General features: G+C 55.7%; 25 protein-coding genes. 21 read left to right on the top strand and 4 right to left on the bottom strand.

Going from position 1 to position 20,136, the window contains the following annotated elements:
- Positions 1-5: 5 nt before the first annotated feature.
- The 6 genes from mdcC to mdcH all read left to right on the top strand — a co-directional run bounded on the left by mdcC (position 6) and on the right by mdcH (position 4,529).
- On the top strand, positions 6-305 hold the full coding sequence (gene mdcC / locus FHC48_RS04840) for a malonate decarboxylase acyl carrier protein (protein WP_023294711.1): 300 nt from the start codon (positions 6-8) through the stop codon (positions 303-305).
- The gene (locus FHC48_RS04835; RefSeq protein WP_045353562.1) at positions 298-1,131 is read left to right on the top strand and encodes a biotin-independent malonate decarboxylase subunit beta; all 834 of its coding nucleotides are present in this window, start codon (positions 298-300) and stop codon (positions 1,129-1,131) included. Before mdcC ends, FHC48_RS04835 begins: the two co-directional genes overlap by 8 nt.
- Positions 1,131-1,931 carry a biotin-independent malonate decarboxylase subunit gamma gene (gene mdcE, locus FHC48_RS04830; RefSeq protein WP_045353561.1) on the top strand — a complete coding sequence of 267 codons (801 nt, stop codon included), beginning with the start codon at positions 1,131-1,133 and terminating at the stop codon, positions 1,929-1,931. The genes FHC48_RS04835 and mdcE overlap by 1 nt, the downstream gene beginning before the upstream one ends.
- Before the next feature lie 122 nt (positions 1,932-2,053).
- On the top strand, positions 2,054-3,013 hold the full coding sequence (locus FHC48_RS04825) for an AEC family transporter (RefSeq protein ID WP_059363964.1): 960 nt from the start codon (positions 2,054-2,056) through the stop codon (positions 3,011-3,013).
- A 2-nt stretch (positions 3,014-3,015) separates the two neighbouring features.
- Positions 3,016-3,633, top strand: coding sequence for a malonate decarboxylase holo-ACP synthase (locus FHC48_RS04820; RefSeq protein ID WP_059362457.1), 618 nt, complete (start codon positions 3,016-3,018; stop codon positions 3,631-3,633).
- Positions 3,633-4,529: a malonate decarboxylase subunit epsilon gene (mdcH, locus tag FHC48_RS04815; protein WP_023294708.1), complete on the top strand. Its 897-nt coding sequence runs from the start codon at positions 3,633-3,635 to the stop codon at positions 4,527-4,529. Before FHC48_RS04820 ends, mdcH begins: the two co-directional genes overlap by 1 nt.
- 84 nt (positions 4,530-4,613) lie before the next feature.
- Here the strand turns inward: mdcH and FHC48_RS04810 are convergent, their stop codons facing one another.
- Entirely contained in the window at positions 4,614-5,546 is a 933-nt protein-coding gene (locus FHC48_RS04810; protein WP_021242218.1) for a LysR family transcriptional regulator, read from the bottom strand.
- A 13-nt stretch (positions 5,547-5,559) separates the two neighbouring features.
- Entirely contained in the window at positions 5,560-7,464 is a 1,905-nt protein-coding gene (locus FHC48_RS04805) for an ABC transporter ATP-binding protein (protein WP_059362460.1), read from the bottom strand.
- Between the two features lie 135 nt (positions 7,465-7,599).
- Between FHC48_RS04805 and kefG the strand changes: the two genes are divergently transcribed.
- From kefG to slyD, 4 genes are all read left to right on the top strand, one after another.
- Positions 7,600-8,154 carry a glutathione-regulated potassium-efflux system ancillary protein KefG gene (gene kefG, locus FHC48_RS04800; protein ID WP_021242220.1) on the top strand — a complete coding sequence of 185 codons (555 nt, stop codon included), beginning with the start codon at positions 7,600-7,602 and terminating at the stop codon, positions 8,152-8,154.
- A complete protein-coding gene (gene kefB, locus FHC48_RS04795; protein ID WP_220420511.1) occupies positions 8,154-9,959 on the top strand; it encodes a glutathione-regulated potassium-efflux system protein KefB in 1,806 nt (601 codons plus the stop codon). The genes kefG and kefB overlap by 1 nt, the downstream gene beginning before the upstream one ends.
- A gap of 13 nt (positions 9,960-9,972) precedes the next feature.
- Positions 9,973-10,173 carry a YheV family putative zinc ribbon protein gene (locus FHC48_RS04790; protein ID WP_008503011.1) on the top strand — a complete coding sequence of 67 codons (201 nt, stop codon included), beginning with the start codon at positions 9,973-9,975 and terminating at the stop codon, positions 10,171-10,173.
- A 94-nt stretch (positions 10,174-10,267) separates the two neighbouring features.
- A complete protein-coding gene (gene slyD, locus FHC48_RS04785) occupies positions 10,268-10,858 on the top strand; it encodes a peptidylprolyl isomerase (RefSeq protein ID WP_008503010.1) in 591 nt (196 codons plus the stop codon).
- A 51-nt stretch (positions 10,859-10,909) separates the two neighbouring features.
- On the opposite strand, the gene FHC48_RS04780 is transcribed toward slyD, so the two are convergent.
- Complete coding sequence (locus FHC48_RS04780; protein ID WP_008503009.1) at positions 10,910-11,128, bottom strand: protein SlyX; 219 nt, start codon at positions 11,126-11,128, stop codon at positions 10,910-10,912.
- A 238-nt stretch (positions 11,129-11,366) separates the two neighbouring features.
- Here FHC48_RS04780 and fkpA point away from each other — a divergent pair, with 238 nt between their 5' ends.
- The 11 genes from fkpA to bfr all read left to right on the top strand — a co-directional run bounded on the left by fkpA (position 11,367) and on the right by bfr (position 19,568).
- On the top strand, positions 11,367-12,185 hold the full coding sequence (gene fkpA / locus FHC48_RS04775; RefSeq protein ID WP_008503008.1) for an FKBP-type peptidyl-prolyl cis-trans isomerase: 819 nt from the start codon (positions 11,367-11,369) through the stop codon (positions 12,183-12,185).
- 166 nt (positions 12,186-12,351) lie between these two features.
- Positions 12,352-13,074, top strand: a complete 723-nt coding sequence (locus FHC48_RS04770; RefSeq protein ID WP_003861697.1) for a transcriptional regulator — start codon at positions 12,352-12,354, stop codon at positions 13,072-13,074.
- The gene (gene tusD, locus FHC48_RS04765) at positions 13,074-13,460 is read left to right on the top strand and encodes a sulfurtransferase complex subunit TusD (RefSeq protein ID WP_021242223.1); all 387 of its coding nucleotides are present in this window, start codon (positions 13,074-13,076) and stop codon (positions 13,458-13,460) included. The genes FHC48_RS04770 and tusD overlap by 1 nt, the downstream gene beginning before the upstream one ends.
- The gene (tusC, locus tag FHC48_RS04760; RefSeq protein ID WP_008503006.1) at positions 13,460-13,819 is read left to right on the top strand and encodes a sulfurtransferase complex subunit TusC; all 360 of its coding nucleotides are present in this window, start codon (positions 13,460-13,462) and stop codon (positions 13,817-13,819) included. The genes tusD and tusC overlap by 1 nt, the downstream gene beginning before the upstream one ends.
- A 7-nt stretch (positions 13,820-13,826) precedes the next feature.
- Positions 13,827-14,114 (top strand): sulfurtransferase complex subunit TusB, encoded by a 288-nt coding sequence (gene tusB, locus FHC48_RS04755; RefSeq protein WP_008503005.1) that lies wholly within the window; start codon positions 13,827-13,829, stop codon positions 14,112-14,114.
- 124 nt (positions 14,115-14,238) lie between these two features.
- Positions 14,239-14,613, top strand: coding sequence for a 30S ribosomal protein S12 (rpsL, locus tag FHC48_RS04750; RefSeq protein ID WP_000246815.1), 375 nt, complete (start codon positions 14,239-14,241; stop codon positions 14,611-14,613).
- Between the two features lie 96 nt (positions 14,614-14,709).
- Positions 14,710-15,180: a 30S ribosomal protein S7 gene (gene rpsG, locus FHC48_RS04745; RefSeq protein WP_004106370.1), complete on the top strand. Its 471-nt coding sequence runs from the start codon at positions 14,710-14,712 to the stop codon at positions 15,178-15,180.
- 96 nt (positions 15,181-15,276) lie between these two features.
- On the top strand, positions 15,277-17,391 hold the full coding sequence (fusA, locus tag FHC48_RS04740; RefSeq protein ID WP_008503004.1) for an elongation factor G: 2,115 nt from the start codon (positions 15,277-15,279) through the stop codon (positions 17,389-17,391).
- Positions 17,392-17,460: 69 nt separating this feature from the next.
- Positions 17,461-18,645, top strand: coding sequence for an elongation factor Tu (gene tuf / locus FHC48_RS04735; RefSeq protein ID WP_023309456.1), 1,185 nt, complete (start codon positions 17,461-17,463; stop codon positions 18,643-18,645).
- A 179-nt stretch (positions 18,646-18,824) separates the two neighbouring features.
- On the top strand, positions 18,825-19,019 hold the full coding sequence (gene bfd / locus FHC48_RS04730) for a bacterioferritin-associated ferredoxin (RefSeq protein ID WP_008503493.1): 195 nt from the start codon (positions 18,825-18,827) through the stop codon (positions 19,017-19,019).
- A 72-nt stretch (positions 19,020-19,091) separates the two neighbouring features.
- The gene (bfr, locus tag FHC48_RS04725) at positions 19,092-19,568 is read left to right on the top strand and encodes a bacterioferritin (RefSeq protein ID WP_008503492.1); all 477 of its coding nucleotides are present in this window, start codon (positions 19,092-19,094) and stop codon (positions 19,566-19,568) included.
- On the opposite strand, the gene FHC48_RS04720 is transcribed toward bfr, so the two are convergent.
- On the bottom strand, positions 19,552-20,025 hold the full coding sequence (locus tag FHC48_RS04720; protein ID WP_059365027.1) for an A24 family peptidase: 474 nt from the start codon (positions 20,023-20,025) through the stop codon (positions 19,552-19,554). The two genes, bfr and FHC48_RS04720, sit on opposite strands and share 17 nt — an antisense overlap.
- Positions 20,026-20,136 lie beyond the last annotated feature (111 nt).

The raw sequence follows: 20,136 nt of genomic DNA, 5'->3' as shown, positions 1-20,136 counted from the left end.
ATGTTATGGAAAAAATCACATTGACCGTGCCAGCCAGCCGCACGTTAAGCGGCAGGGCGCTGGCAGGGGTAGTCGGTTCCGGGGATATGGAGGTGCTCTTCACCGCCGAACCGGGCCAGACGTTAACCATTGATATCACCACCTCCGTGGACAACAGCCGGGGGCGCTGGGAGGCGCTGTTCAACCGTCTGCAAACCGTCAGCAGCCTGCCCGCAGGGAAGCTGACCATCCACGACTTCGGCGCGACGCCGGGCGTGGCGCGCATTCGCATCGAACAGGTTTTTGAGGGGGTGAGCCATGCGTGATGACAGCAGCTTTATCGAACTGAAAGCGCGCCAGCGCGCGCAGGCCCTGCTCGACGAGGGCAGCTACCGCGAACTGCTGGATCCGTTTGAAGGTATTATTTCTCCGTGGCTTGGGCCACAGGGCATTGTGCCGCAGGCGGACGACGGCATGGTGGTGGCGAAGGGCACCATCAACGGCAAGCCTGCCGTCGTCGTGGCGATTGAAGGCGCGTTCCAGGGCGGCAGCATGGGCGAAGTGTCCGGCGCCAAAATGGCGGCGGCGCTGGAGCTGGCGGCGGAGGATAACCGCAACGGCATTCCGACTCAGGCGGTACTGTGCCTCGAAACCGGCGGCGTGCGTCTGCAGGAGGCGAACCTCGGCCTGGCGGCGATTGCCGATATTCACGCGGCGATTGTGGACCTGCGTCGCTACACGCCGGTTATTGGCATTGTGGCCGGAACCGTGGGCTGCTTCGGTGGGATGTCCATCGCGGCGGCGCTCTGCAGCTACCTGATTGTGACCCGCGAAGCGCGTCTTGGCCTCAACGGCCCGCAGGTTATCGAGCAGGAGGCGGGCATTGAGGAGTACGACTCCCGCGATCGTCCGTTTATCTGGAGCATGACCGGCGGTGAAGTGCGCTATCAAAGCGGGCTGGTGGATGCGCTCGTCGGCGACGGTATCAACGCGGTGAAACAGGCGATGAACGACGCGATTGCTAAAGGCGTTCCCGCGAAACATCGCACCGATAACTACGATGATTACCTCGCCCGTCTGACCCATTTTGACACCCGCAAACAGGCTGATGCCGAACAAATTAACGCGCTTTTTGCCCGGGAGGTGAAATGATGAGTAACGCAATAAGCCGTGGCGAACGCTGGCTGGAAATCCTCGCTCCGAACGCCAAACGTATCGAAGGGCTATGCCCGTCCGTCCAGGCGGCAGATGGTGAGCTAAACGGCGAGGCGGTGCGCTTTGTTGCCGTGGTGCCGGATGCCAACAACCACTTCCCGCGTGCGGCGAAAGGAGAAGTGGGGCTGCTGGAAGGCTGGACCCTGGCGAAAGTGGTCAGTGAAACCGTCGCGGCGGATGCCGATAAAGCCGTGAAGCGCCCGATAGTGGCGGTGATCGACGTCCCAAGCCAGGCCTATGGCCGTCGTGAAGAGGCGTTTGGTATTCATCAGGCGCTGGCCGGTGCGGCAGCAGCCTATGCGAATGCGCGTCTGGCCGGTCACCCGGTGATTGGGCTTATCGTCGGCAAGGCGATGTCCGGCGCGTTTCTGGCGCACGGCTACCAGGCCAACCGCCTGATTGCCTTTAACGACAAAGGCGTGCTGATCCACGCGATGGGCAAAGAGTCTGCGGCGCGCATTACGCTGCGCACCGTCGACGCGCTGGAAAAACTGGCGGCAACCATTCCGCCCATGGCGTACGACATCAGCAACTACGCCACGCTGGGGCTGCTCTCTAACCTGCTGGATATCAGCAACCCGGATGCCCCGTCCGATAACGATCTGACGCTGGTGAAATCCACCCTGCAACATGCCATCAGTAACGCTCGTCAGGACACCACGTTGAAAAACCGTCTGGGTGCTGACAATCGCCGCAGCTCGGCGCTCGTACGCGAACGTATGCGAGCCAGCTGGTAAGTAAAAAGAGACCTGCCAGATGCATCAACCCGTGGGCACGTGACTGTGCCCACGCGGGAACCTGCATCCTGAAAATAATAATCATCGCGCCAGTGCTATAACTTTTTTACTACAGGTGATTTATGACTTACGTAATTGTTCATGCTCTTGCACCGATTTTCGTCATCATGTTGCTGGGATTCTGGGCCGGCAAGGCAAAGATGGTCGATAACAAAAATGTTTCCCTGCTTAATATCTTCGTGATGGATTTTGCACTGCCTGCCGCGCTGTTCAGCGCTACCGTGCAAACGCCATGGACCGGCATCGTAGCCCAGTCGCCGCTGATCCTGGTGCTGACGCTGGCGATGTGGATCACCTATGCGGCCATCTACTTCCTCGCCACCGGCGTCTTTAAGAAGTCGCCACAGGATGCGGCCGTGCTGACGCTCACCGTCGCGCTGCCCAACTATGCAGCGCTGGGTCTGCCGATTCTGGGCAGCGTACTAGGGGAGGGTTCCTCTACGTCGCTCTCCGTAGCGGTCTCCATCGCCTGCGGTTCGGTGTTGATGACCCCGTTCTGCCTGCTCATTCTTGAGCGTGAAAAAGCGCGCGCCGAGGGCAATAACTCCGGTTCAACGCTTTCCATGCTGCCGGTGCTGATGTGGCGCTCCATTAAAAAGCCGATCGTGATGGGCCCGCTGCTGGGTGTGATTTTGTCCGCCATCGGCATCAAAATGCCGGAGCTGGTGCTGGCGGCGATTAAACCGCTGGGACTGTCCGCGACCGCTGCGGCGCTGTTCCTGACCGGGGTGATCCTCTCTGCCCGTAAGCTGCAGATCAACACCATGGTGATCACCTCCACCATCGCCAAGCTGCTGATTCAGCCTGCCATCGCCTGGGGTATCGTCTTGATCTTTGGTCTGCATGGCTCCGTGGCGATCACCGCGATCCTCATGATTGCGCTCTCCGCGGGCTTCTTCGGCGTGGTGTTCGGTAACCGCTTTGGCGTGCAATCGCCGGATGCTGAAGCCGTGCTGCTGTTAAGCTCCGTACTGTGTATCCTGTCGCTGCCGCTGTTTATCTCGCTGACTTCAGGAATGTAACCATGACCACAACATTACGCCCGCACGACCTTATCTGGCTTACTGCGCGAGACGCGCTGGAAGGCATCACTGAATCCTGGGTGGAGGCCGCCTGGCATACCGGCCTGCCGGTGGTGGTGCGGCGTGATGTTGACAGTGAAGGCCGGATCCCCGTTGGCGTGCGCGGTTTACGTCGCGACCAGCGGGCGGCCGGATGGGTGAAGCCCGAAAACGTGCGGCGTGTGGTATCACCGGAAGACCTGTGCGCAACCGCCGATCTGCTGCGCTCGCCGTTTGTCACCCAGCCACCCGTTCAGGTGGCGCTTCAGCTTTCTCAGCAGGCGTGGTCGTGGACGTGGGGCATTACCGGCAGCACCGGCTACGCGCTGGCGACCGGTATTCCGGTTATTCATGCCGAAAGCGATCTCGATCTGCTAATCCGCGTGCCGCAGCCAATTTCCCCCGATGCTTTTACCGCATGGCAGTCGCAGCTGAGCCGCGCATTGTGCCGGGTGGATACGCAGGTCGATACGCCCGAGGGCGGTTTCGCGCTGGCGGAGTGGTTGCGCGACGGTAAAACGCTGCTGAAAACCCGCCGAGGACCGCGCCTGGTGGCGGATCCGTGGCGCAGGGAGGAGTGATGAAAATAGTGTTTACCTTTCCGGGGCAGGGCACGCAGCACGAAGGCATGCTGCAAAACCTGCCGGGAACGGAACTGGCTCAGGCGCGTGAGGTGCTTGGCACCGAAGTGGATACGCTGGATAGCGCAGACGCGTTAAGCCATACCCGCGCGGTTCAGCTTTGCCTGCTAATTGCAGGCGTGGCCTGGGCGCGCGAGCTGGAACGGCGCGGCGTGGCGCCGGATATCGTCAGCGGGCTGTCCATCGGCGCTTATCCGGCGGCGGTCATTGCAGGCGCGCTGGACTTCACGGATGCGCTGAAGCTGGTGGCGCTGCGTGGCGATCTGATGGAGCAGGCGTATCCGCACGGCTACGGCCTGACGGCAATTATGGGGCTCACTCTGCCGCAGGTGGAAGACCTTATCCAGGGCACCGGGACCTACATTGCCAACCTGAATGCCGAAACGCAGATCGTGATTGCCGGAACCGATGAAGGGATGGCGGAGGCGGCGTCGCGCGCGCTGGCGAAAGGGGCGAGCAAGGCCAAACGGCTGGCGGTCAGCGTGCCGTCGCACTGCGAACTGCTGACAGCACCCGCGCAAAAGCTGGCAACGGCGTTTGAATCGGTCACGCTTTCACGCCCACGCTGCGCCTACCTGAGCGGCAGCACCGGGCGCGTGTTGTGGCAGCCGGAAAAGATCGCCGACGATCTGGCGATGAACATGGCGCGTACGGTGCGCTGGCAGGAGGCGATGATTTCAGCGAATGAACGCGAAGCCCGGCTGGCGATCGAGATGCCCCCCGGCGGCGTACTGACCTGCCTGACGCGTCAGGCGCCGTGGGAAGGAGAGACGATTTCACTGGAGCGCAGCGGGGTGGACGTGGCGGTACATCTGGCGAAGCGACTCCGTGCGTGATGGTTTAGCCCGGTGGCGGCTGCGCCTTACCGGGCCTACTACGGACTGTAGGCCCGGTAAGCGTAGCGCCACCGGGCAATAACATCAGGCACTATCCTGCAAACTGCGGGCATACATCCGCCCTTCGGCGGCCAGCGCCCGCAGGCTTGGATCCTGCTCGCGGTTGCGGGCAAAGACGATGGCGATCAGCTGTTGCATCTGGTACGGCTCGGCAAGCTTCAGGAGCTGCACGGAATTCTCATAGACCTTTTTCATCCTGCCCGGCATCAGCGTAAAGCCCACTCCCGCCTGCACCAGACTGAGCATGGAGAAAATGTCATTCACCCGGGTAACAATCTCCGGCTCGAACCCGGCGATATGAAACGCCTCCTGGAAGCCTGCATAGGTGGCGAACCCTTCCGCAAGAGAGACAAATTTCCGATCTTTATAGTCGCGCAGATCGGCCGGGCCGCGGGTATTGAGCGTCGCGGAGGCCGGTGCGGCAAGGAAGATGTCGTCATGGAACAGGGGCAGCACTTCCAGGCTGTTACGGTCGATATCGCTCTCGGAAATGGAGATAAGAATGGCGTCCAGAGAGCCTTCATCCAGCATGTGCAGCAGGGTTTCGTTGGAGCCCATCGTCAGATCCATTTCCAGATCCGGACGACGTAGCTTCATGCCCATGATCAGACGCGGCACGGTTTCCAGGGTGAGCGAGTAGAGCGTTCCGACTCGCAGCCGCCCCTGGCCGATCCCGGCAATTTTGCGCGACGCTTCCAGCCCGCGCTCCATCACCTGCATCACTTCCTGACAATATTCCAGTAAGGTCCAGGCGGAAGGGAGAGCAATCAGGTTGCGCCCCTTATGGGTAAAGAGCGGACAGCGCACGTTCTCTTCCAGCGTGTGCAGCGCACGGTGAACGCTGACGCCGCTCAGGCCCAGAGTTTCGGCGGTACGCGCGATATTCCCCTTCTCCATAAACGTCATGAAGATGCTGAGCTTGCGGAATGTAATCTCGCTCGTGTTATCGAAACTCATAGCCCTCCCGGTATCAGTCAGCCTGCAGCATCGCTTCCAGCTGTTCCTGCGCGTCCAGCCACGCCATCTCACACTCTTCAAGGCTGGATTTGGTCTTCGCCTGGGTTTGCAGGCAGTCCGTCAGTTCGGCTTTACGGCTCTGGTCATACAGACCGCTGTCGCCGAGCTTCTCTTCAACGGTAGCAAGCGTGGCGTTGAGCTTTTCCATCTCTTTTTCGAGACGGGCAATCTCTTTACGCAGCGGCTGCGTCTGGGTGCGCAGCTCCGCTTCACGGCGCTTCTGGTCTTTACGTGCCTGCGCGCTGTTGGCGTTCTCTTTCGCTGATTCTTCCGGCTGGTTCTCCTGCTTCTGCACGTCCGTCAGCCACTGCTGGTAGTCTTCCAGATCGCCGTCGAACGGTTCGACTTTGCCATCGTGCACTAAGTAGAGATCGTCCGTGGTGGAGCGGATCAGGTGACGATCGTGCGAAACGACAACCAGCGCCCCTTCGAATTCAATCAGCGCTTCGGTCAGCGCCTGACGCATGTCGAGATCCAGGTGGTTGGTCGGTTCATCGAGCAGCAGCAGGTTCGGGCGCTGCCAGACGATCAGCGCCAGCACCAGACGGGCTTTTTCGCCGCCGGAGAAGCGCTCGGTGTTTTCGGTGACCTTATCGCCCTGGAAGCCGAAGCCGCCGAGATAGTCGCGCAGCTTCTGCTCCATCTCCTGCGGCGCCAGACGCGCGAGGTGCTGAATCGGGGATTCATCCGCGCGTAAAAATTCCAGCTGATGCTGGGCGAAGTAACCCAGCTTGATGCCCTTCGCCAGGCCGATTTCACCGTTGACCGGATTAAGCTCGCCCGCCAGCAGTTTGATCAGCGTGGATTTACCGGCACCGTTGCGCCCGAGCAGACCAATACGTGAACCCGGCACCAGGTTGAGCTTGATGGAGTCGAGAATAATGCGGTCGGCATAACCCGCGCTGACCTTTTCCATTTTCAGCAGGGGATTTGGCAGGCTTTCCGGGGCCCGGAAGCTGAAGTGGAACGGGTTGTCGACGTGCGCCGGGGCGATCATCTCCATGCGCTCCAGCATCTTGATGCGGCTCTGGGCCTGCTTCGCCTTTGACGCCTTGGCCTTGAAGCGATCCACAAAGCTTTGCAGGTGCGCCACGCGCTGCTGCTGGCTTTCGTACATGGACTGCTGCTGGGCAAGACGCGTCGCGCGCTGGCGCTCGAAGGAGCTGTAGTTGCCGGTGTACTCGAACATCGTTTGCTGTTCGATATGAATGATTTTATCCACCACCGGGTCGAGGAAGTCTCGGTCGTGGGAGATCAGAATCAGAGTGCCCTGATAGCTCTTGAGCCACTTCTCCAGCCAAATAACCGCATCGAGATCGAGGTGGTTAGTCGGTTCATCGAGCAGCAGCAGGTCAGAGCGGCAGATCAGCGCCTGCGCCAGGTTGAGGCGCATGCGCCAGCCGCCCGAGAAGTCGCTGACCGGGCGTTCCAGCTGTTCATTGCTGAAGCCCAGGCCGTGAAGCAGGCTGGAGGCGCGGGAGCGAATGGTCCACGCGTCAATGGCGTCCAGCTTGCCGTGAACGGTGGCGATGGCGTGGCCGTCGTTGCGCTCGTTAGCGGCGTTAAGTTCCGCCTCGAGCTTGCGGTATTCCCGGTCGCCGTCGATAACATAGTCGAGTGCCGGTTCGCTCAGGGCTGGCGTCTCCTGATTCACCCAGGCGAGCTGCCAGTTCCCCGGGAAGGTGAAGTTACCGCCATCCGCGCTAATCTCGTTTTTCAGCAACGCCAGCAGCGTGGATTTACCACAGCCGTTTTTGCCGACCAGACCCACTTTCTGGCCCGGGTTGATGGTAGCAGTGGCGTTATCCAGCAGGACGCGCACGCCGCGACGAATTTGTAACGAGGAGAAAACAATCATAGAAGCGCCGTATGTTCCGACTATGTTAATTTGTCATTATGATAATGTAAGGTGTGGGCCGTTTTCCGCCCCGGGCCGCCATGGTAGCCCAAAACAGCGACGATACACAAAAACAGAAACAAGACCGGGAGGGGAATGATGTCTCAGACAGCAAAAGTGCTGCTGCTGTATGCCCATCCGGAATCTCAGGACTCGGTGGCAAACCGGGTGCTGCTTAAGCCGGCTACTCAGCTCAGCAACGTGACGGTGCACGATCTCTACGCGCACTATCCTGATTTCTTTATTGATATTCCTTACGAGCAGGAACTGCTGCGTCAGCATGACGTGATTGTGTTCCAGCATCCGCTTTATACCTACAGCTGTCCGGCGCTGCTCAAAGAGTGGCTGGACCGCGTGCTGAGCCGGGGCTTCTCCAGCGGGGTGGGGGGCAACCAGCTGGCGGGAAAGTACTGGCGTAGTGTGATTACGACCGGTGAACCCGAAAGCGCCTACCGCCACGACGGGCTGAACCGCTATCCGATGAGCGACATTCTGCGGCCTTTTGAGCTGACGGCGGCCATGTGCCGTATGCACTGGATGAGCCCGATTATTGTCTACTGGGCCCGTCGTCAGGATCCGAAAGAGCTGGCCAGCCACGCCAGAGCCTACGGCGAATGGCTGGCGTCACCGATTCCGGCAGGAGGGCGTTAATGGAAGGATCGAATTTGCTCCTCGCCGGGGTGCTGTTTTTATTTGCGGCCGTCGTCGCGGTGCCGCTTGCAGCGCGTATTGGTATCGGTGCGGTACTGGGGTATTTGCTGGCGGGGATCGCCATTGGCCCATGGGGACTGGGTTTCATCAGCGATGTGGATGAAATTCTCCATTTCTCCGAGCTGGGCGTTGTGTTCCTGATGTTCATCATTGGCCTTGAGCTCAACCCTTCTAAATTATGGCAGCTCCGACGCTCCATCTTTGGCGTGGGTGCCGCGCAGGTGTTGCTCAGCGCCGCGATTCTGGGTGGCCTGTTAATGCTGACGAATTTCTCCTGGCAGGCGGCGGTGATCGGCGGAATAGGCCTTGCGATGTCGTCGACGGCGATGGCCCTGCAGCTGATGCGCGACAAGGGGATGAACCGTAACGAAGCCGGTCAACTGGGCTTTTCGGTGCTGCTGTTCCAGGATTTGGCGGTGATCCCGGCGCTGGCGCTGGTGCCGCTGCTGGCGGGCTCCGGGGACGATCATTTCGACTGGGCTAAAATCGCCATGAAGGTGCGGGCCTTCGCGGGCATGCTCATCGGCGGGCGTTTCCTGTTACGTCCCGTGTTCCGCTTTATTGCCGCGTCGGGCGTTCGCGAGGTATTTACCGCCGCGACGCTGCTGCTGGTGCTGGGATCGGCGTTATTCATGGACGCGCTGGGGCTGTCGATGGCGCTCGGGACCTTTATCGCCGGGGTGCTGCTGGCGGAGAGCGAGTATCGGCACGAGCTGGAAATTGCCATCGATCCCTTCAAAGGACTGCTGCTAGGTCTGTTCTTTATTTCGGTCGGGATGGCGCTCAACCTTGGCGTGCTCTATACCCATCTGCTGTGGGTTGTGGTGAGCGTCGCTATCCTGGTGGCGGTGAAAACGCTGGTGCTGTATGTCATGGCGCGCATTTACGGCCTGCGCAGTTCGGAGCGCATGCAGTTTGCGAGCGTGTTGAGTCAGGGAGGCGAGTTCGCGTTTGTGCTGTTCTCTACCGCCTCGTCCCAGAAGCTGTTTAAAGACGATCAGATGGCGCTTTTGCTGGTAACTGTCACGCTGTCCATGATGACCACGCCGCTGCTGATGAAGATGGTGGATAGACTGCTGTCGCGCCGCCTGAACCCGGCAGACGACGAAGACGAAGCGCCGTGGGTGGAAGACGATAAGCCCCAGGTGATCGTGGTGGGCTTTGGCCGCTTTGGACAGGTAATCGGCCGTTTGCTAATGGCGAACAAAATGCGCATTACGGTGCTGGAGCGTGATATCAGCGCGGTCAACCTGATGCGCAAATATGGCTACAAGGTTTACTACGGCGACGCGACCCAGCTCGAGCTACTGCGCTCGGCGGGGGCAGAAGCGGCAGAATCCATCGTCATTACCTGTAACGACCCGGAAGACACGATGAAGCTGGTGGATCTTTGCCAGCAGCATTTCCCGCATCTGCATATTCTGGCGCGTGCGCGGGGACGTGTTGAAGCTCACGAATTATTGCAGGCGGGTGTGAAACACTTCTCCCGTGAGACGTTCTCCAGTGCGCTGGAGTTGGGGCGCAAGGCGCTGATCTCGCTTGGCATGCATCCGCATCAGGCGCAGCGCGCCCAGATGCATTTCCGCCGGCTGGATATGCGGATGCTGCGCGAGCTGATGCCGGTACATACCGATACGGCGCAGATCTCCCGCGTGCGGGAAGCCCGTCGCGAGCTGGAGGAGATCTTCCAGCGCGAGATGCAGCAGGAACGACGCCAGCTCGATGGCTGGGATGAATTTGAATAAAGGGTAACGAAAGATGGCTGTACGTAAACGCTTTATCGCGGGTGCAAAATGCCCGACCTGCCAGGCGCAAGACACCCTGGCGATGTGGCGGGAAAATAATATTGATGTTGTTGAGTGTGTTAAGTGCGGTCACCAGATGCGTGAGGCCGACAAAGAGGCGCGCGAGCACGTTCGCAAAGAAGAGCAAGTTATCGGGATTTTTCATCCGGACTAGCGATATGCCCTGAGTTTTTTTAAGCTAAAGGGTACACAGGTGCAGATTTCCGCTACAATCTGCGCCAGCAATTTTCCCACGCTCAGGAGATATCATGAAAGTAGCAAAAGACCTGGTGGTCAGCCTGGCCTATCAGGTACGTACAGAAGACGGTGTGTTGGTTGATGAGTCTCCGGTGAGTGCGCCGCTTGACTACCTGCATGGTCACGGTTCCCTGATTTCCGGCCTGGAAAACGCGCTGGAAGGTCATGAAGTTGGCGACAAATTTGACGTTGCTGTAGGCGCGAACGACGCTTACGGTCAGTATGACGACAACCTGGTTCAGCGCGTTCCTAAAGACGTGTTCATGGGCGTTGACGAACTGCAGGTTGGCATGCGCTTCCTGGCGGAAACCGACCAGGGCCCGGTTCCAGTTGAAATCACCGAAGTGGAAGATGACCACGTCGTGGTTGACGGCAACCACATGCTGGCTGGCCAGAACCTGAAGTTCAACGTAGAAGTTGTTGCGATCCGCGAGGCGACCGAAGAAGAGCTGGCTCATGGCCACGTTCACGGTGCGCACGGTCACGACCATGACCACGATCACGGCCACGACGGCTGCTGCGGTGGTCACGGCCACGACCATGGTCATGACCACGGCCACGGTAAAGGTGGTTGCGGTAACGGCGGCTGCGGCTGCCACTAATTCCGTCATGCGGAAAATAAAAAAGCGGGATTATCCCGCTTTTTTTACGCCTCAATAATGAGGCGGTGGCGTCTCTTCTGACTGAGAGGCGATGTTCGACGGCTGCGTAGCCTTCAGCTTTTCCGTCAGCAGGCGCATATGATCCCGCAGTTTCGCCATTTCGAGCTCATGTGCGGTCACGGTCTGGTTTAGCTCTTCGATGGTGATGTCCTGAAAAGCCAGGCGGCTTTCCAGCTCAGCCATTCTCGCTTCTATCGTTGTATCCTTCATCATTCACCTCGTTTATTTCAGATTCGCCATAATGGCCCAGCGGCGGCGCAGTTTAACTGAGTTTATCCTTAAGTACAGTTCGCATCCCTCTGGCAAGAAACTTATTTAAACAAAAATAGTCTGAAAAGTGGCGAGAATTGGACGTGTCTGTCTGTAGATTTCTTCTGCAACGTTTTATAGTACGTCACTCATTTACGTTTAACGCTGGGGTGAGAGTCCCCAGGCCCTGGAGATATGGATGAAATCACTGTTTAAAGTAACGCTGCTGGCGACGACGATGGCTGTTGCGCTGAACGCGCCGCTGTCATTCGCTGCTGATACTGCTGCGAAGCCTGCTGCCACTGCAGACAGCAAAGCAGCGTTCAAAAATGACGACCAGAAATCCGCCTACGCACTGGGCGCATCTCTGGGTCGTTACATGGAAAACTCTCTGAAAGAACAAGAGAAACTGGGCATCAAACTGGATAAAGCTCAGCTGATCGCAGGCGTTCAGGACGCATTTGCCGATAAGAGCAAGCTGTCTGACCAGGAAATTGAACAGACTCTGCAGGCGTTCGAAGCGCGTGTGAAGGGCGCCGCGCAGACTAAGATGGACGCGGACGCAAAAGACAACGAAGCGAAAGGCAAAGCCTACCGCGATGCCTTCGCTAAAGAGAAGGGTGTGAAAACCTCTTCGACTGGCCTGGTGTACAAAGTTGAGAAAGAAGGCACCGGCGATGCGCCTAAAGACAGCGACACGGTTGTCGTGAACTACAAAGGTACGCTGATCGACGGTAAAGAGTTCGATAACTCTTACACCCGTGGTGAGCCGCTCTCCTTCCGTCTGGATGGTGTGATCCCTGGCTGGACTGAAGGCCTGAAAAACATCAAGAAAGGCGGCAAGATCAAGATGGTCATCCCACCGGATCTGGCCTATGGCAAAACCGGCGTTCCGGGGATCCCTGCCAACTCTACGCTGGTCTTTGACGTAGAGCTGCTGGACATCAAACCGGCACCGAAAGCGGATGCCAAGGCAGACGCACCGGCTGACGATAAAGCCGCTGCTGCTAAGAAGTAATGCTGAAAAAAAACCGCCGCCTTTAAGGCGGCGGTTTTTTATTGTGGGGCAGATATAATTAACACTGGAAAGCGTTAGGCACGCTGTATTAATTTAGTTGTCCGTGTAGATAATGAGCCTGCCCTGAAAACCTAACGACAGGCTCCTGAAAAGGAGTGTTTTTTTCATGTCCAGGTCGCTTTTAACCAACGAAACCAGTGAACTTGATTTGCTGGATCAACGTCCTTTTGACCAGACCGACTTCGATATTCTGAAATCCTATGAAGCGGTAGTGGACGGGTTAGCGATGCTCATTGGCTCCCACTGCGAAATCGTATTGCACTCCCTGCAAGATCTGAAGTGTTCCGCCATCCGCATTGCGAATGGTGAGCATACTGGCCGTAAAATTGGCTCGCCAATTACCGACCTTGCATTGCGTATGTTGCATGACATGACCGGCGCGGACAGCAGCGTCTCCAAATGCTATTTCACCCGCGCCAAAAGCGGCGTGCTGATGAAATCAGAAACCATCGCGATTCGAAACCGCGAGCATCGTGTTATTGGGCTGCTGTGCATCAACATGAACCTTGATGTGCCTTTCTCGCAGATCATGAGCACCTTTATTCCACCAGAAACGCCGGATGTTGGCTCTTCTGTTAACTTTGCCTCTTCCGTCGAAGATCTCGTCACGCAGACACTTGAGTTCACCATTGAAGAGGTGAATGCCGACCGCAACGTCTCGAACAACGCCAAGAATCGCCAGATCGTGCTCAATCTCTATGAAAAAGGGATTTTTGATATTAAAGACGCCATCAACCAGGTGGCCGATCGTCTCAACATCTCCAAGCACACGGTCTACCTCTATATTCGCCAGTTCAAAAGCGGTGATTTCCTGGGACAAGACAAGTAATGCGTTATGCGTTAATGGTGACAGGCCCGGCGTACGGGACTCAGCAGGCCAGCAGCGCGCTGCAGTTTGCGCAGGCGCTGCTGGCAGCCGGACATGAGCTGGCGAGCGTCTTCTTCTATCGGGAAGGGGTGTATAACGCGAACCAGTTTACGTCGCCGGCGAGCGATGAGTTTGATGTGGTGCGCGGCTGGCAGGCATTAAACGAAAAGCAGGGCGTAGAACTGCACATCTGCGTGGCGGCGGCACTGCGCCGCGGCGTGACCGATGCAACCGAAGCCGCCCGTCTAGGTTTGTCGGGTTCTAACCTCCAGCCCGGTTTTTCGTTAAGCGGTCTGGGCGCGCTGGCACAGGCGGCGCTCACCTGCGACAGAGTGGTGCAATTCTGATGAAGCGCGTGGCATTTGTTTTTGCGTCTGCGCCGCACGGGAGCGCTTCTGGTCGCGAAGGACTGGATGCGTTACTTGCGACGTCCGCGCTGACCGAAGATATCGGCGTCTTCTTTTTAGGGGACGGTGTGTTCCAGCTTCTGGCGGGTCAGCAGCCACAGGCCATTCTGGCGCGGGATTACATCGCTACGTTTAAAGTGCTGCCGCTGTATGACATTGAAACCCTTTATGTCTGCGCCGACTCGCTGGCCGCTCGCGGTTTGGATGAGAAGACGCCTTTCGTGCTGGATGTGACCGTCGTCTCTTCTGCGGCATTGCGCGAACACCTTTCCCACTACGACACCGTTCTGACTTTCTGAGGCTGCCATGCTCCATACTCTGAGCCATTCACCATGGCAATGTGATATCGACGCGTTACTGAGTATGCTGCGCGACGGTGATGACCTGCTGCTGATTCAGGACGGCGTGCTTGCTGCACTTGAAGGCAGCCGTTTCGTTGAAATGCTCACGAATGCCCCCATAACAGTTTCTGCGCTGAAAGACGATCTGGATGCGCGGGGTCTTTCTGGTCAAATTTCAGCCAAAATTGACGTGGTTGGCTATACTGATTTCGTCAATCTTACTGTGACGCACGCCAGTCAAATGAACTGGTGATTTGAGATCGCTGTATATTTCTTGACACCTTTTCGACGTAGCCCTAAAATTTCGCGTCCTCATATTGTATGAGGTCGTTTTATTACGTGTTTACGAAGCAAAAGCTAAAACCAGGAGCTATTTAATGGCAACAGTTAACCAGCTGGTACGCAAACCACGTGCACGCAAAGTTGCGAAAAGCAACGTGCCTGCGCTGGAAGCCTGCCCGCAGAAACGTGGTGTATGTACTCGTGTATATACCACCACTCCTAAAAAACCAAACTCCGCACTGCGTAAAGTATGCCGTGTGCGTTTGACTAACGGTTTCGAAGTGACTTCCTACATCGGTGGTGAAGGTCACAACCTGCAGGAGCACTCCGTGATCCTGATCCGTGGCGGTCGTGTTAAAGACCTTCCGGGTGTTCGTTACCACACCGTTCGTGGTGCGCTGGACTGCTCAGGTGTTAAAGACCGTAAGCAGGCTCGCTCCAAGTACGGCGTGAAGCGTCCTAAGGCTTAATGGTTCTCCGTTAAGTAAGGCCAAACTGATTTATCTTAATGTCATACTAAACTCTTTGAGTTTTGGACAATCCTGAATTAACAACGGAGTATTCCCATGCCACGTCGTCGCGTCATTGGTCAGCGTAAAATTCTTCCAGATCCGAAATTCGGATCAGAACTGCTGGCAAAATTTGTAAATATCCTGATGGTAGATGGTAAAAAATCTACTGCAGAAGCAATCGTATACAGCGCGCTGGAGACCCTGGCTCAGCGTTCTGGTAAAAATGAACTGGAAGCTTTCGAAGTCGCTCTCGACAACGTTCGCCCAACTGTAGAAGTTAAGTCCCGCCGCGTTGGTGGTTCTACTTATCAGGTTCCAGTTGAAGTTCGTCCGGTTCGTCGTAATGCCCTGGCAATGCGTTGGATCGTTGAAGCTGCTCGTAAACGCGGTGATAAATCCATGGCTCTGCGTCTGGCGAACGAACTTTCTGATGCTGCAGACAACAAAGGTACTGCAGTTAAGAAACGTGAAGACGTTCACCGTATGGCAGAAGCCAACAAGGCGTTCGCACACTACCGTTGGTAATCCCTTCGGAGTCTTAGTCACCAGGCGGGCGCTTCAGAGAAGCCGCCCGCTCTGGGTAACTTAACTGAACGCCTAAAGATATAAACGAGGAATCAAATGGCTCGTACAACACCCATCGCACGCTACCGTAACATCGGTATCAGTGCGCACATCGACGCCGGTAAAACCACTACTACCGAACGTATTCTGTTCTACACCGGTGTAAACCACAAAATCGGTGAAGTTCATGACGGCGCAGCCACCATGGACTGGATGGAACAGGAGCAGGAGCGTGGTATCACTATCACCTCCGCAGCGACTACTGCATTCTGGTCAGGTATGGCTAAGCAGTACGAACCGCATCGCGTAAACATCATCGACACCCCAGGGCACGTTGACTTCACCATCGAAGTAGAACGTTCCATGCGTGTTCTTGACGGCGCGGTAATGGTTTATTGCGCAGTTGGTGGTGTTCAGCCACAGTCTGAAACCGTATGGCGTCAGGCGAACAAATATAAAGTTCCACGCATCGCGTTCGTTAACAAAATGGACCGTATGGGTGCTAACTTCCTGAAAGTTGTTGGTCAGATCAAAACCCGTCTGGGCGCGAACCCTGTTCCGCTGCAGCTGGCAATTGGTGCTGAAGAAGGCTTCACCGGCGTTATCGACCTGGTGAAAATGAAAGCCATCAACTGGAACGATGCAGACCAGGGCGTTACCTTCGAATACGAAGATATCCCAGCTGCAATGCAGGACCTGGCTGACGAATGGCACCAGAACCTGATCGAATCCGCTGCTGAAGCTTCTGAAGAGCTGATGGAGAAATACTTGGGTGGTGAAGAACTGACTGAAGAAGAGATCAAAAAAGCTCTGCGTCAGCGCGTTCTGAACAACGAAATCATCCTGGTAACCTGTGGTTCTGCGTTCAAGAACAAAGGTGTTCAGGCGATGCTGGATGCGGTAGTTGACTACCTGCCATCCCCAGTTGACGTTCCTGCGATCAACGGCATCCTGGACGACGGTAAAGATACCCCGGCTGAGCGTCACGCAAGCGACGAAGAGCCATTCTCTGCACTGGCGTTCAAAATTGCTACCGACCCATTCGTGGGTAACCTGACCTTCTTCCGCGTTTACTCTGGTGTGGTTAACTCCGGTGACACCATCCTGAACTCCGTGAAAGCGGCGCGTGAGCGTTTTGGCCGTATCGTACAGATGCACGCTAACAAACGTGAAGAGATCAAAGAAGTTCGTGCGGGCGACATCGCTGCAGCTATCGGTCTGAAAGACGTGACCACTGGTGACACCCTGTGTGACCCGGATCACCCGATCATTCTGGAGCGTATGGAATTCCCAGAGCCGGTAATCTCCATCGCAGTTGAACCAAAAACCAAAGCTGACCAGGAAAAAATGGGTCTGGCTCTGGGCCGTCTGGCGAAAGAAGACCCATCATTCCGCGTATGGACTGATGAAGAATCTAACCAGACCATCATCGCTGGTATGGGTGAACTGCACCTGGACATCATCGTTGACCGTATGAAGCGTGAATTCAACGTTGAAGCGAACGTGGGTAAACCTCAGGTTGCTTACCGCGAAGCGATTCGCGCGAAAGTTACCGACATTGAAGGTAAACACGCTAAGCAGTCTGGTGGTCGCGGTCAGTACGGTCACGTTGTGATCGACATGTACCCACTGGAGCCGGGCTCTAACCCGAAAGGTTACGAGTTCATCAACGACATCAAAGGTGGTGTAATTCCTGGCGAATACATCCCAGCCGTTGATAAAGGCATCCAGGAACAGCTGAAAGCGGGCCCTCTGGCTGGCTATCCGGTTGTTGACATGGGTGTTCGTCTGCACTTCGGTTCTTACCACGACGTTGACTCCTCTGAACTGGCGTTTAAACTGGCTGCGTCTATTGCCTTTAAAGAAGGCTTTAAGAAAGCAAAACCAGTTCTGCTTGAGCCAATCATGAAGGTTGAAGTAGAAACTCCTGAAGAGAACACCGGTGACGTTATCGGTGACTTGAGCCGTCGTCGCGGTATGCTGCGTGGTCAGGAATCCGAAGTAACTGGCGTTAAGATCCACGCTGAAGTTCCGCTGTCTGAAATGTTCGGATATGCAACTCAGCTGCGTTCTCTGACCAAAGGTCGTGCATCATACACCATGGAATTCCTGAAGTATGATGATGCGCCTAACAACGTTGCTCAGGCCGTTATTGAAGCCCGTGGTAAGTAATCCACAGGATTAAAACCTAAGTCCCGTGCTCTCTCCAGAGGGGAGAGCACTATAGTAAGGAATATAGCCGTGTCTAAAGAAAAATTTGAACGTACAAAACCGCACGTCAACGTTGGTACTATCGGCCACGTTGACCATGGTAAAACTACCCTGACTGCTGCAATCACTACCGTTCTGGCTAAAACCTACGGTGGTTCTGCTCGTGCATTCGACCAGATCGATAACGCACCAGAAGAAAAAGCTCGTGGTATCACCATCAACACTTCCCACGTTGAATACGACACCCCGACTCGCCACTACGCACACGTAGACTGCCCAGGCCACGCCGACTATGTTAAAAACATGATCACCGGTGCTGCGCAGATGGACGGCGCGATCCTGGTTGTTGCTGCGACTGACGGCCCAATGCCTCAGACTCGTGAGCACATCCTGCTGGGTCGTCAGGTAGGCGTTCCTTTCATCATCGTGTTCCTGAACAAATGCGACATGGTTGATGACGAAGAGCTGCTGGAACTGGTAGAGATGGAAGTTCGTGAACTGCTGTCTCAGTACGATTTCCCGGGCGACGATACCCCAATCGTTCGTGGTTCTGCTCTGAAAGCGCTGGAAGGCGACGCAGAGTGGGAAGCGAAAATCATCGAACTGGCTGGCTTCCTGGATTCTTACATCCCAGAACCAGAGCGTGCGATTGACAAGCCATTCCTGCTGCCAATCGAAGACGTATTCTCCATCTCCGGTCGTGGTACCGTTGTTACCGGTCGTGTAGAGCGCGGTATCATCAAAGTTGGTGAAGAAGTTGAAATCGTTGGTATCAAAGAGACTGCGAAGTCTACCTGTACTGGCGTTGAAATGTTCCGCAAACTGCTGGACGAAGGCCGTGCTGGTGAGAACGTTGGTGTTCTGCTGCGTGGTATCAAACGTGAAGAAATCGAACGTGGTCAGGTTCTGGCTAAGCCAGGCTCAATCAAGCCACACACCAAGTTCGAATCTGAAGTGTACATCCTGTCCAAAGACGAAGGCGGCCGTCATACTCCGTTCTTCAAAGGCTACCGTCCACAGTTCTACTTCCGTACTACTGACGTGACCGGTACCATCGAACTGCCAGAAGGCGTTGAGATGGTAATGCCAGGCGACAACATCAAGATGGTTGTGACTCTGATCCACCCAATCGCGATGGACGACGGTCTGCGTTTCGCAATCCGTGAAGGCGGCCGTACCGTTGGCGCGGGCGTTGTTGCTAAAGTTCTGGGCTAATTAATTATCCCTGAATTAAAAAAGGACGCTTCGGCGTCCTTTTTTGTTTTCTACCGCTCAGGCGTCGTCACAAAATTTCGCATTTTTTGCCTGCTCCCGCCCCGCATTCTGGCGTTTGTGCTATTGTAATCATAACCATTCTCACTTACACTTTGCGCATAATTTGAACGGGAGTTTCTATGTACGTTTGTTTATGTAATGGTGTAAGCGACAAAAAAATACGTCAGGCCGTTCGCCAGTTTCAGCCCCAGTCATTCCAGCAGCTTCGCAAATTTGTTCCGGTGGGAAATCAATGCGGTAAATGCGTACGTGCTGCGCGAGAGATCATGCAGGACGAGCTGATGCAGATCCCGGAATACAAAGAGATCGCGTAAGCGCCCATCTTTTCTTTGACATCCCTGTAGCCCGATCTACGCTTCAATGAGTGGAAGCGGAGGGACTATATAATGAAAGGTGATGTTAAAATCATAAGTTATCTCAATAAATTATTGGGAAATGAGCTTGTCGCAATCAACCAGTATTTTCTTCACGCGAGAATGTTCAAAAACTGGGGACTCAAACGTTTAAACGACGTTGAGTACCATGAATCTATCGATGAGATGAAACACGCTGATAAATATATCGAGCGTATTTTATTCCTTGAAGGCATTCCAAACCTGCAGGATCTCGGCAAGCTGGGCATCGGAGAAGATGTCGAAGAGATGCTGCGTTCCGACCTCAGGCTAGAACTTGAAGGTGCCAAAGATCTCCGTGAAGCCATTGCCTATGCTGACAGCGTACATGACTACGTCAGCCGCGATATGATGATTCAGATCCTGGCCGATGAAGAAGGGCATATTGACTGGCTGGAAACAGAGCTGGATCTCATTGCTAAAATCGGGCTGCAAAACTATCTTCAGTCACAGATTAAAGTTGAAGAGTAACCAACGTCTTCCAGCCTACGCATAAACCCGCTGCTGCCAGAAATGGCCCAAAAGGTAGCGGGTTTTTTATTGCCTTCTTATCAGGGCGGATTACCGAAAAAACAAGAATACAAAGAAGCGCCATCAGCGCCGCGAGCAACGCCAGCGCAGGCAGTACGCACCAGCCATGCCATGCACCCAGTGCCGCCAGGTACTTCACATCGCCATATCCCATTCCTTCACGCCGGCAGATAAACCAATAGCCCCAGTAAATAACGGCAAAGGCAATATATCCGGCCATCGCACCCGCGACTGCACTCGGCAGAAAATCAGGTTGGATACAGAGCTGAAAGAGCAGTCCTGCCCATAGCAGCGGACAGAGAAATTTATCGGGAAGTAGACCGTAGCGAATATCGGCATTTACAAGTAAGGCTGTCAGTGAAAGATAGATCAGCAGAAAGGGGAGGGTGGTTAGCATGTAAAAGGCCTCAAACGGGTTTGAGCGCATAGTCGTTATAATCGGCCGGTCCGGCAATGCACAAAAAACGGGGATGCGTAGCGGCTCGAAACAAAGCATCGACACAGAATA

The sequence above is a fragment of the Enterobacter sp. EC_50 genome (assembly GCF_019584525.1).
Lineage (GTDB): Bacteria > Pseudomonadota > Gammaproteobacteria > Enterobacterales > Enterobacteriaceae > Enterobacter > Enterobacter roggenkampii.
This window is presented reverse-complemented; position numbering and strand designations above follow the sequence as displayed.

What these genes read in the sequence shown, in the direction of transcription:
- FHC48_RS04820 (WP_059362457.1), top strand. Translation starts at nt 3,016, where the DNA reads ATGACCACAACATTACGCCCGCACGACCTTATCTGGCTTACTGCGCGA.
- FHC48_RS04835 (WP_045353562.1), top strand. Translation starts at nt 298, where the DNA reads ATGCGTGATGACAGCAGCTTTATCGAACTGAAAGCGCGCCAGCGCGCG.
- FHC48_RS04720 (WP_059365027.1), bottom strand. Translation starts at nt 20,025, where the DNA reads ATGCTAACCACCCTCCCCTTTCTGCTGATCTATCTTTCACTGACAGCC.
- kefB (WP_220420511.1), top strand. Translation starts at nt 8,154, where the DNA reads ATGGAAGGATCGAATTTGCTCCTCGCCGGGGTGCTGTTTTTATTTGCG.
- rpsG (WP_004106370.1), top strand. Translation starts at nt 14,710, where the DNA reads ATGCCACGTCGTCGCGTCATTGGTCAGCGTAAAATTCTTCCAGATCCG.
- mdcC (WP_023294711.1), top strand. Translation starts at nt 6, where the DNA reads ATGGAAAAAATCACATTGACCGTGCCAGCCAGCCGCACGTTAAGCGGC.
- tusB (WP_008503005.1), top strand. Translation starts at nt 13,827, where the DNA reads ATGCTCCATACTCTGAGCCATTCACCATGGCAATGTGATATCGACGCG.
- FHC48_RS04780 (WP_008503009.1), bottom strand. Translation starts at nt 11,128, where the DNA reads ATGAAGGATACAACGATAGAAGCGAGAATGGCTGAGCTGGAAAGCCGC.
- FHC48_RS04810 (WP_021242218.1), bottom strand. Translation starts at nt 5,546, where the DNA reads ATGAGTTTCGATAACACGAGCGAGATTACATTCCGCAAGCTCAGCATC.
- mdcE (WP_045353561.1), top strand. Translation starts at nt 1,131, where the DNA reads ATGAGTAACGCAATAAGCCGTGGCGAACGCTGGCTGGAAATCCTCGCT.
- rpsL (WP_000246815.1), top strand. Translation starts at nt 14,239, where the DNA reads ATGGCAACAGTTAACCAGCTGGTACGCAAACCACGTGCACGCAAAGTT.
- bfd (WP_008503493.1), top strand. Translation starts at nt 18,825, where the DNA reads ATGTACGTTTGTTTATGTAATGGTGTAAGCGACAAAAAAATACGTCAG.
- kefG (WP_021242220.1), top strand. Translation starts at nt 7,600, where the DNA reads ATGATGTCTCAGACAGCAAAAGTGCTGCTGCTGTATGCCCATCCGGAA.
- tusC (WP_008503006.1), top strand. Translation starts at nt 13,460, where the DNA reads ATGAAGCGCGTGGCATTTGTTTTTGCGTCTGCGCCGCACGGGAGCGCT.
- FHC48_RS04770 (WP_003861697.1), top strand. Translation starts at nt 12,352, where the DNA reads ATGTCCAGGTCGCTTTTAACCAACGAAACCAGTGAACTTGATTTGCTG.
- fusA (WP_008503004.1), top strand. Translation starts at nt 15,277, where the DNA reads ATGGCTCGTACAACACCCATCGCACGCTACCGTAACATCGGTATCAGT.
- FHC48_RS04805 (WP_059362460.1), bottom strand. Translation starts at nt 7,464, where the DNA reads ATGATTGTTTTCTCCTCGTTACAAATTCGTCGCGGCGTGCGCGTCCTG.
- FHC48_RS04825 (WP_059363964.1), top strand. Translation starts at nt 2,054, where the DNA reads ATGACTTACGTAATTGTTCATGCTCTTGCACCGATTTTCGTCATCATG.
- tusD (WP_021242223.1), top strand. Translation starts at nt 13,074, where the DNA reads ATGCGTTATGCGTTAATGGTGACAGGCCCGGCGTACGGGACTCAGCAG.
- bfr (WP_008503492.1), top strand. Translation starts at nt 19,092, where the DNA reads ATGAAAGGTGATGTTAAAATCATAAGTTATCTCAATAAATTATTGGGA.
- fkpA (WP_008503008.1), top strand. Translation starts at nt 11,367, where the DNA reads ATGAAATCACTGTTTAAAGTAACGCTGCTGGCGACGACGATGGCTGTT.
- slyD (WP_008503010.1), top strand. Translation starts at nt 10,268, where the DNA reads ATGAAAGTAGCAAAAGACCTGGTGGTCAGCCTGGCCTATCAGGTACGT.
- FHC48_RS04790 (WP_008503011.1), top strand. Translation starts at nt 9,973, where the DNA reads ATGGCTGTACGTAAACGCTTTATCGCGGGTGCAAAATGCCCGACCTGC.
- mdcH (WP_023294708.1), top strand. Translation starts at nt 3,633, where the DNA reads ATGAAAATAGTGTTTACCTTTCCGGGGCAGGGCACGCAGCACGAAGGC.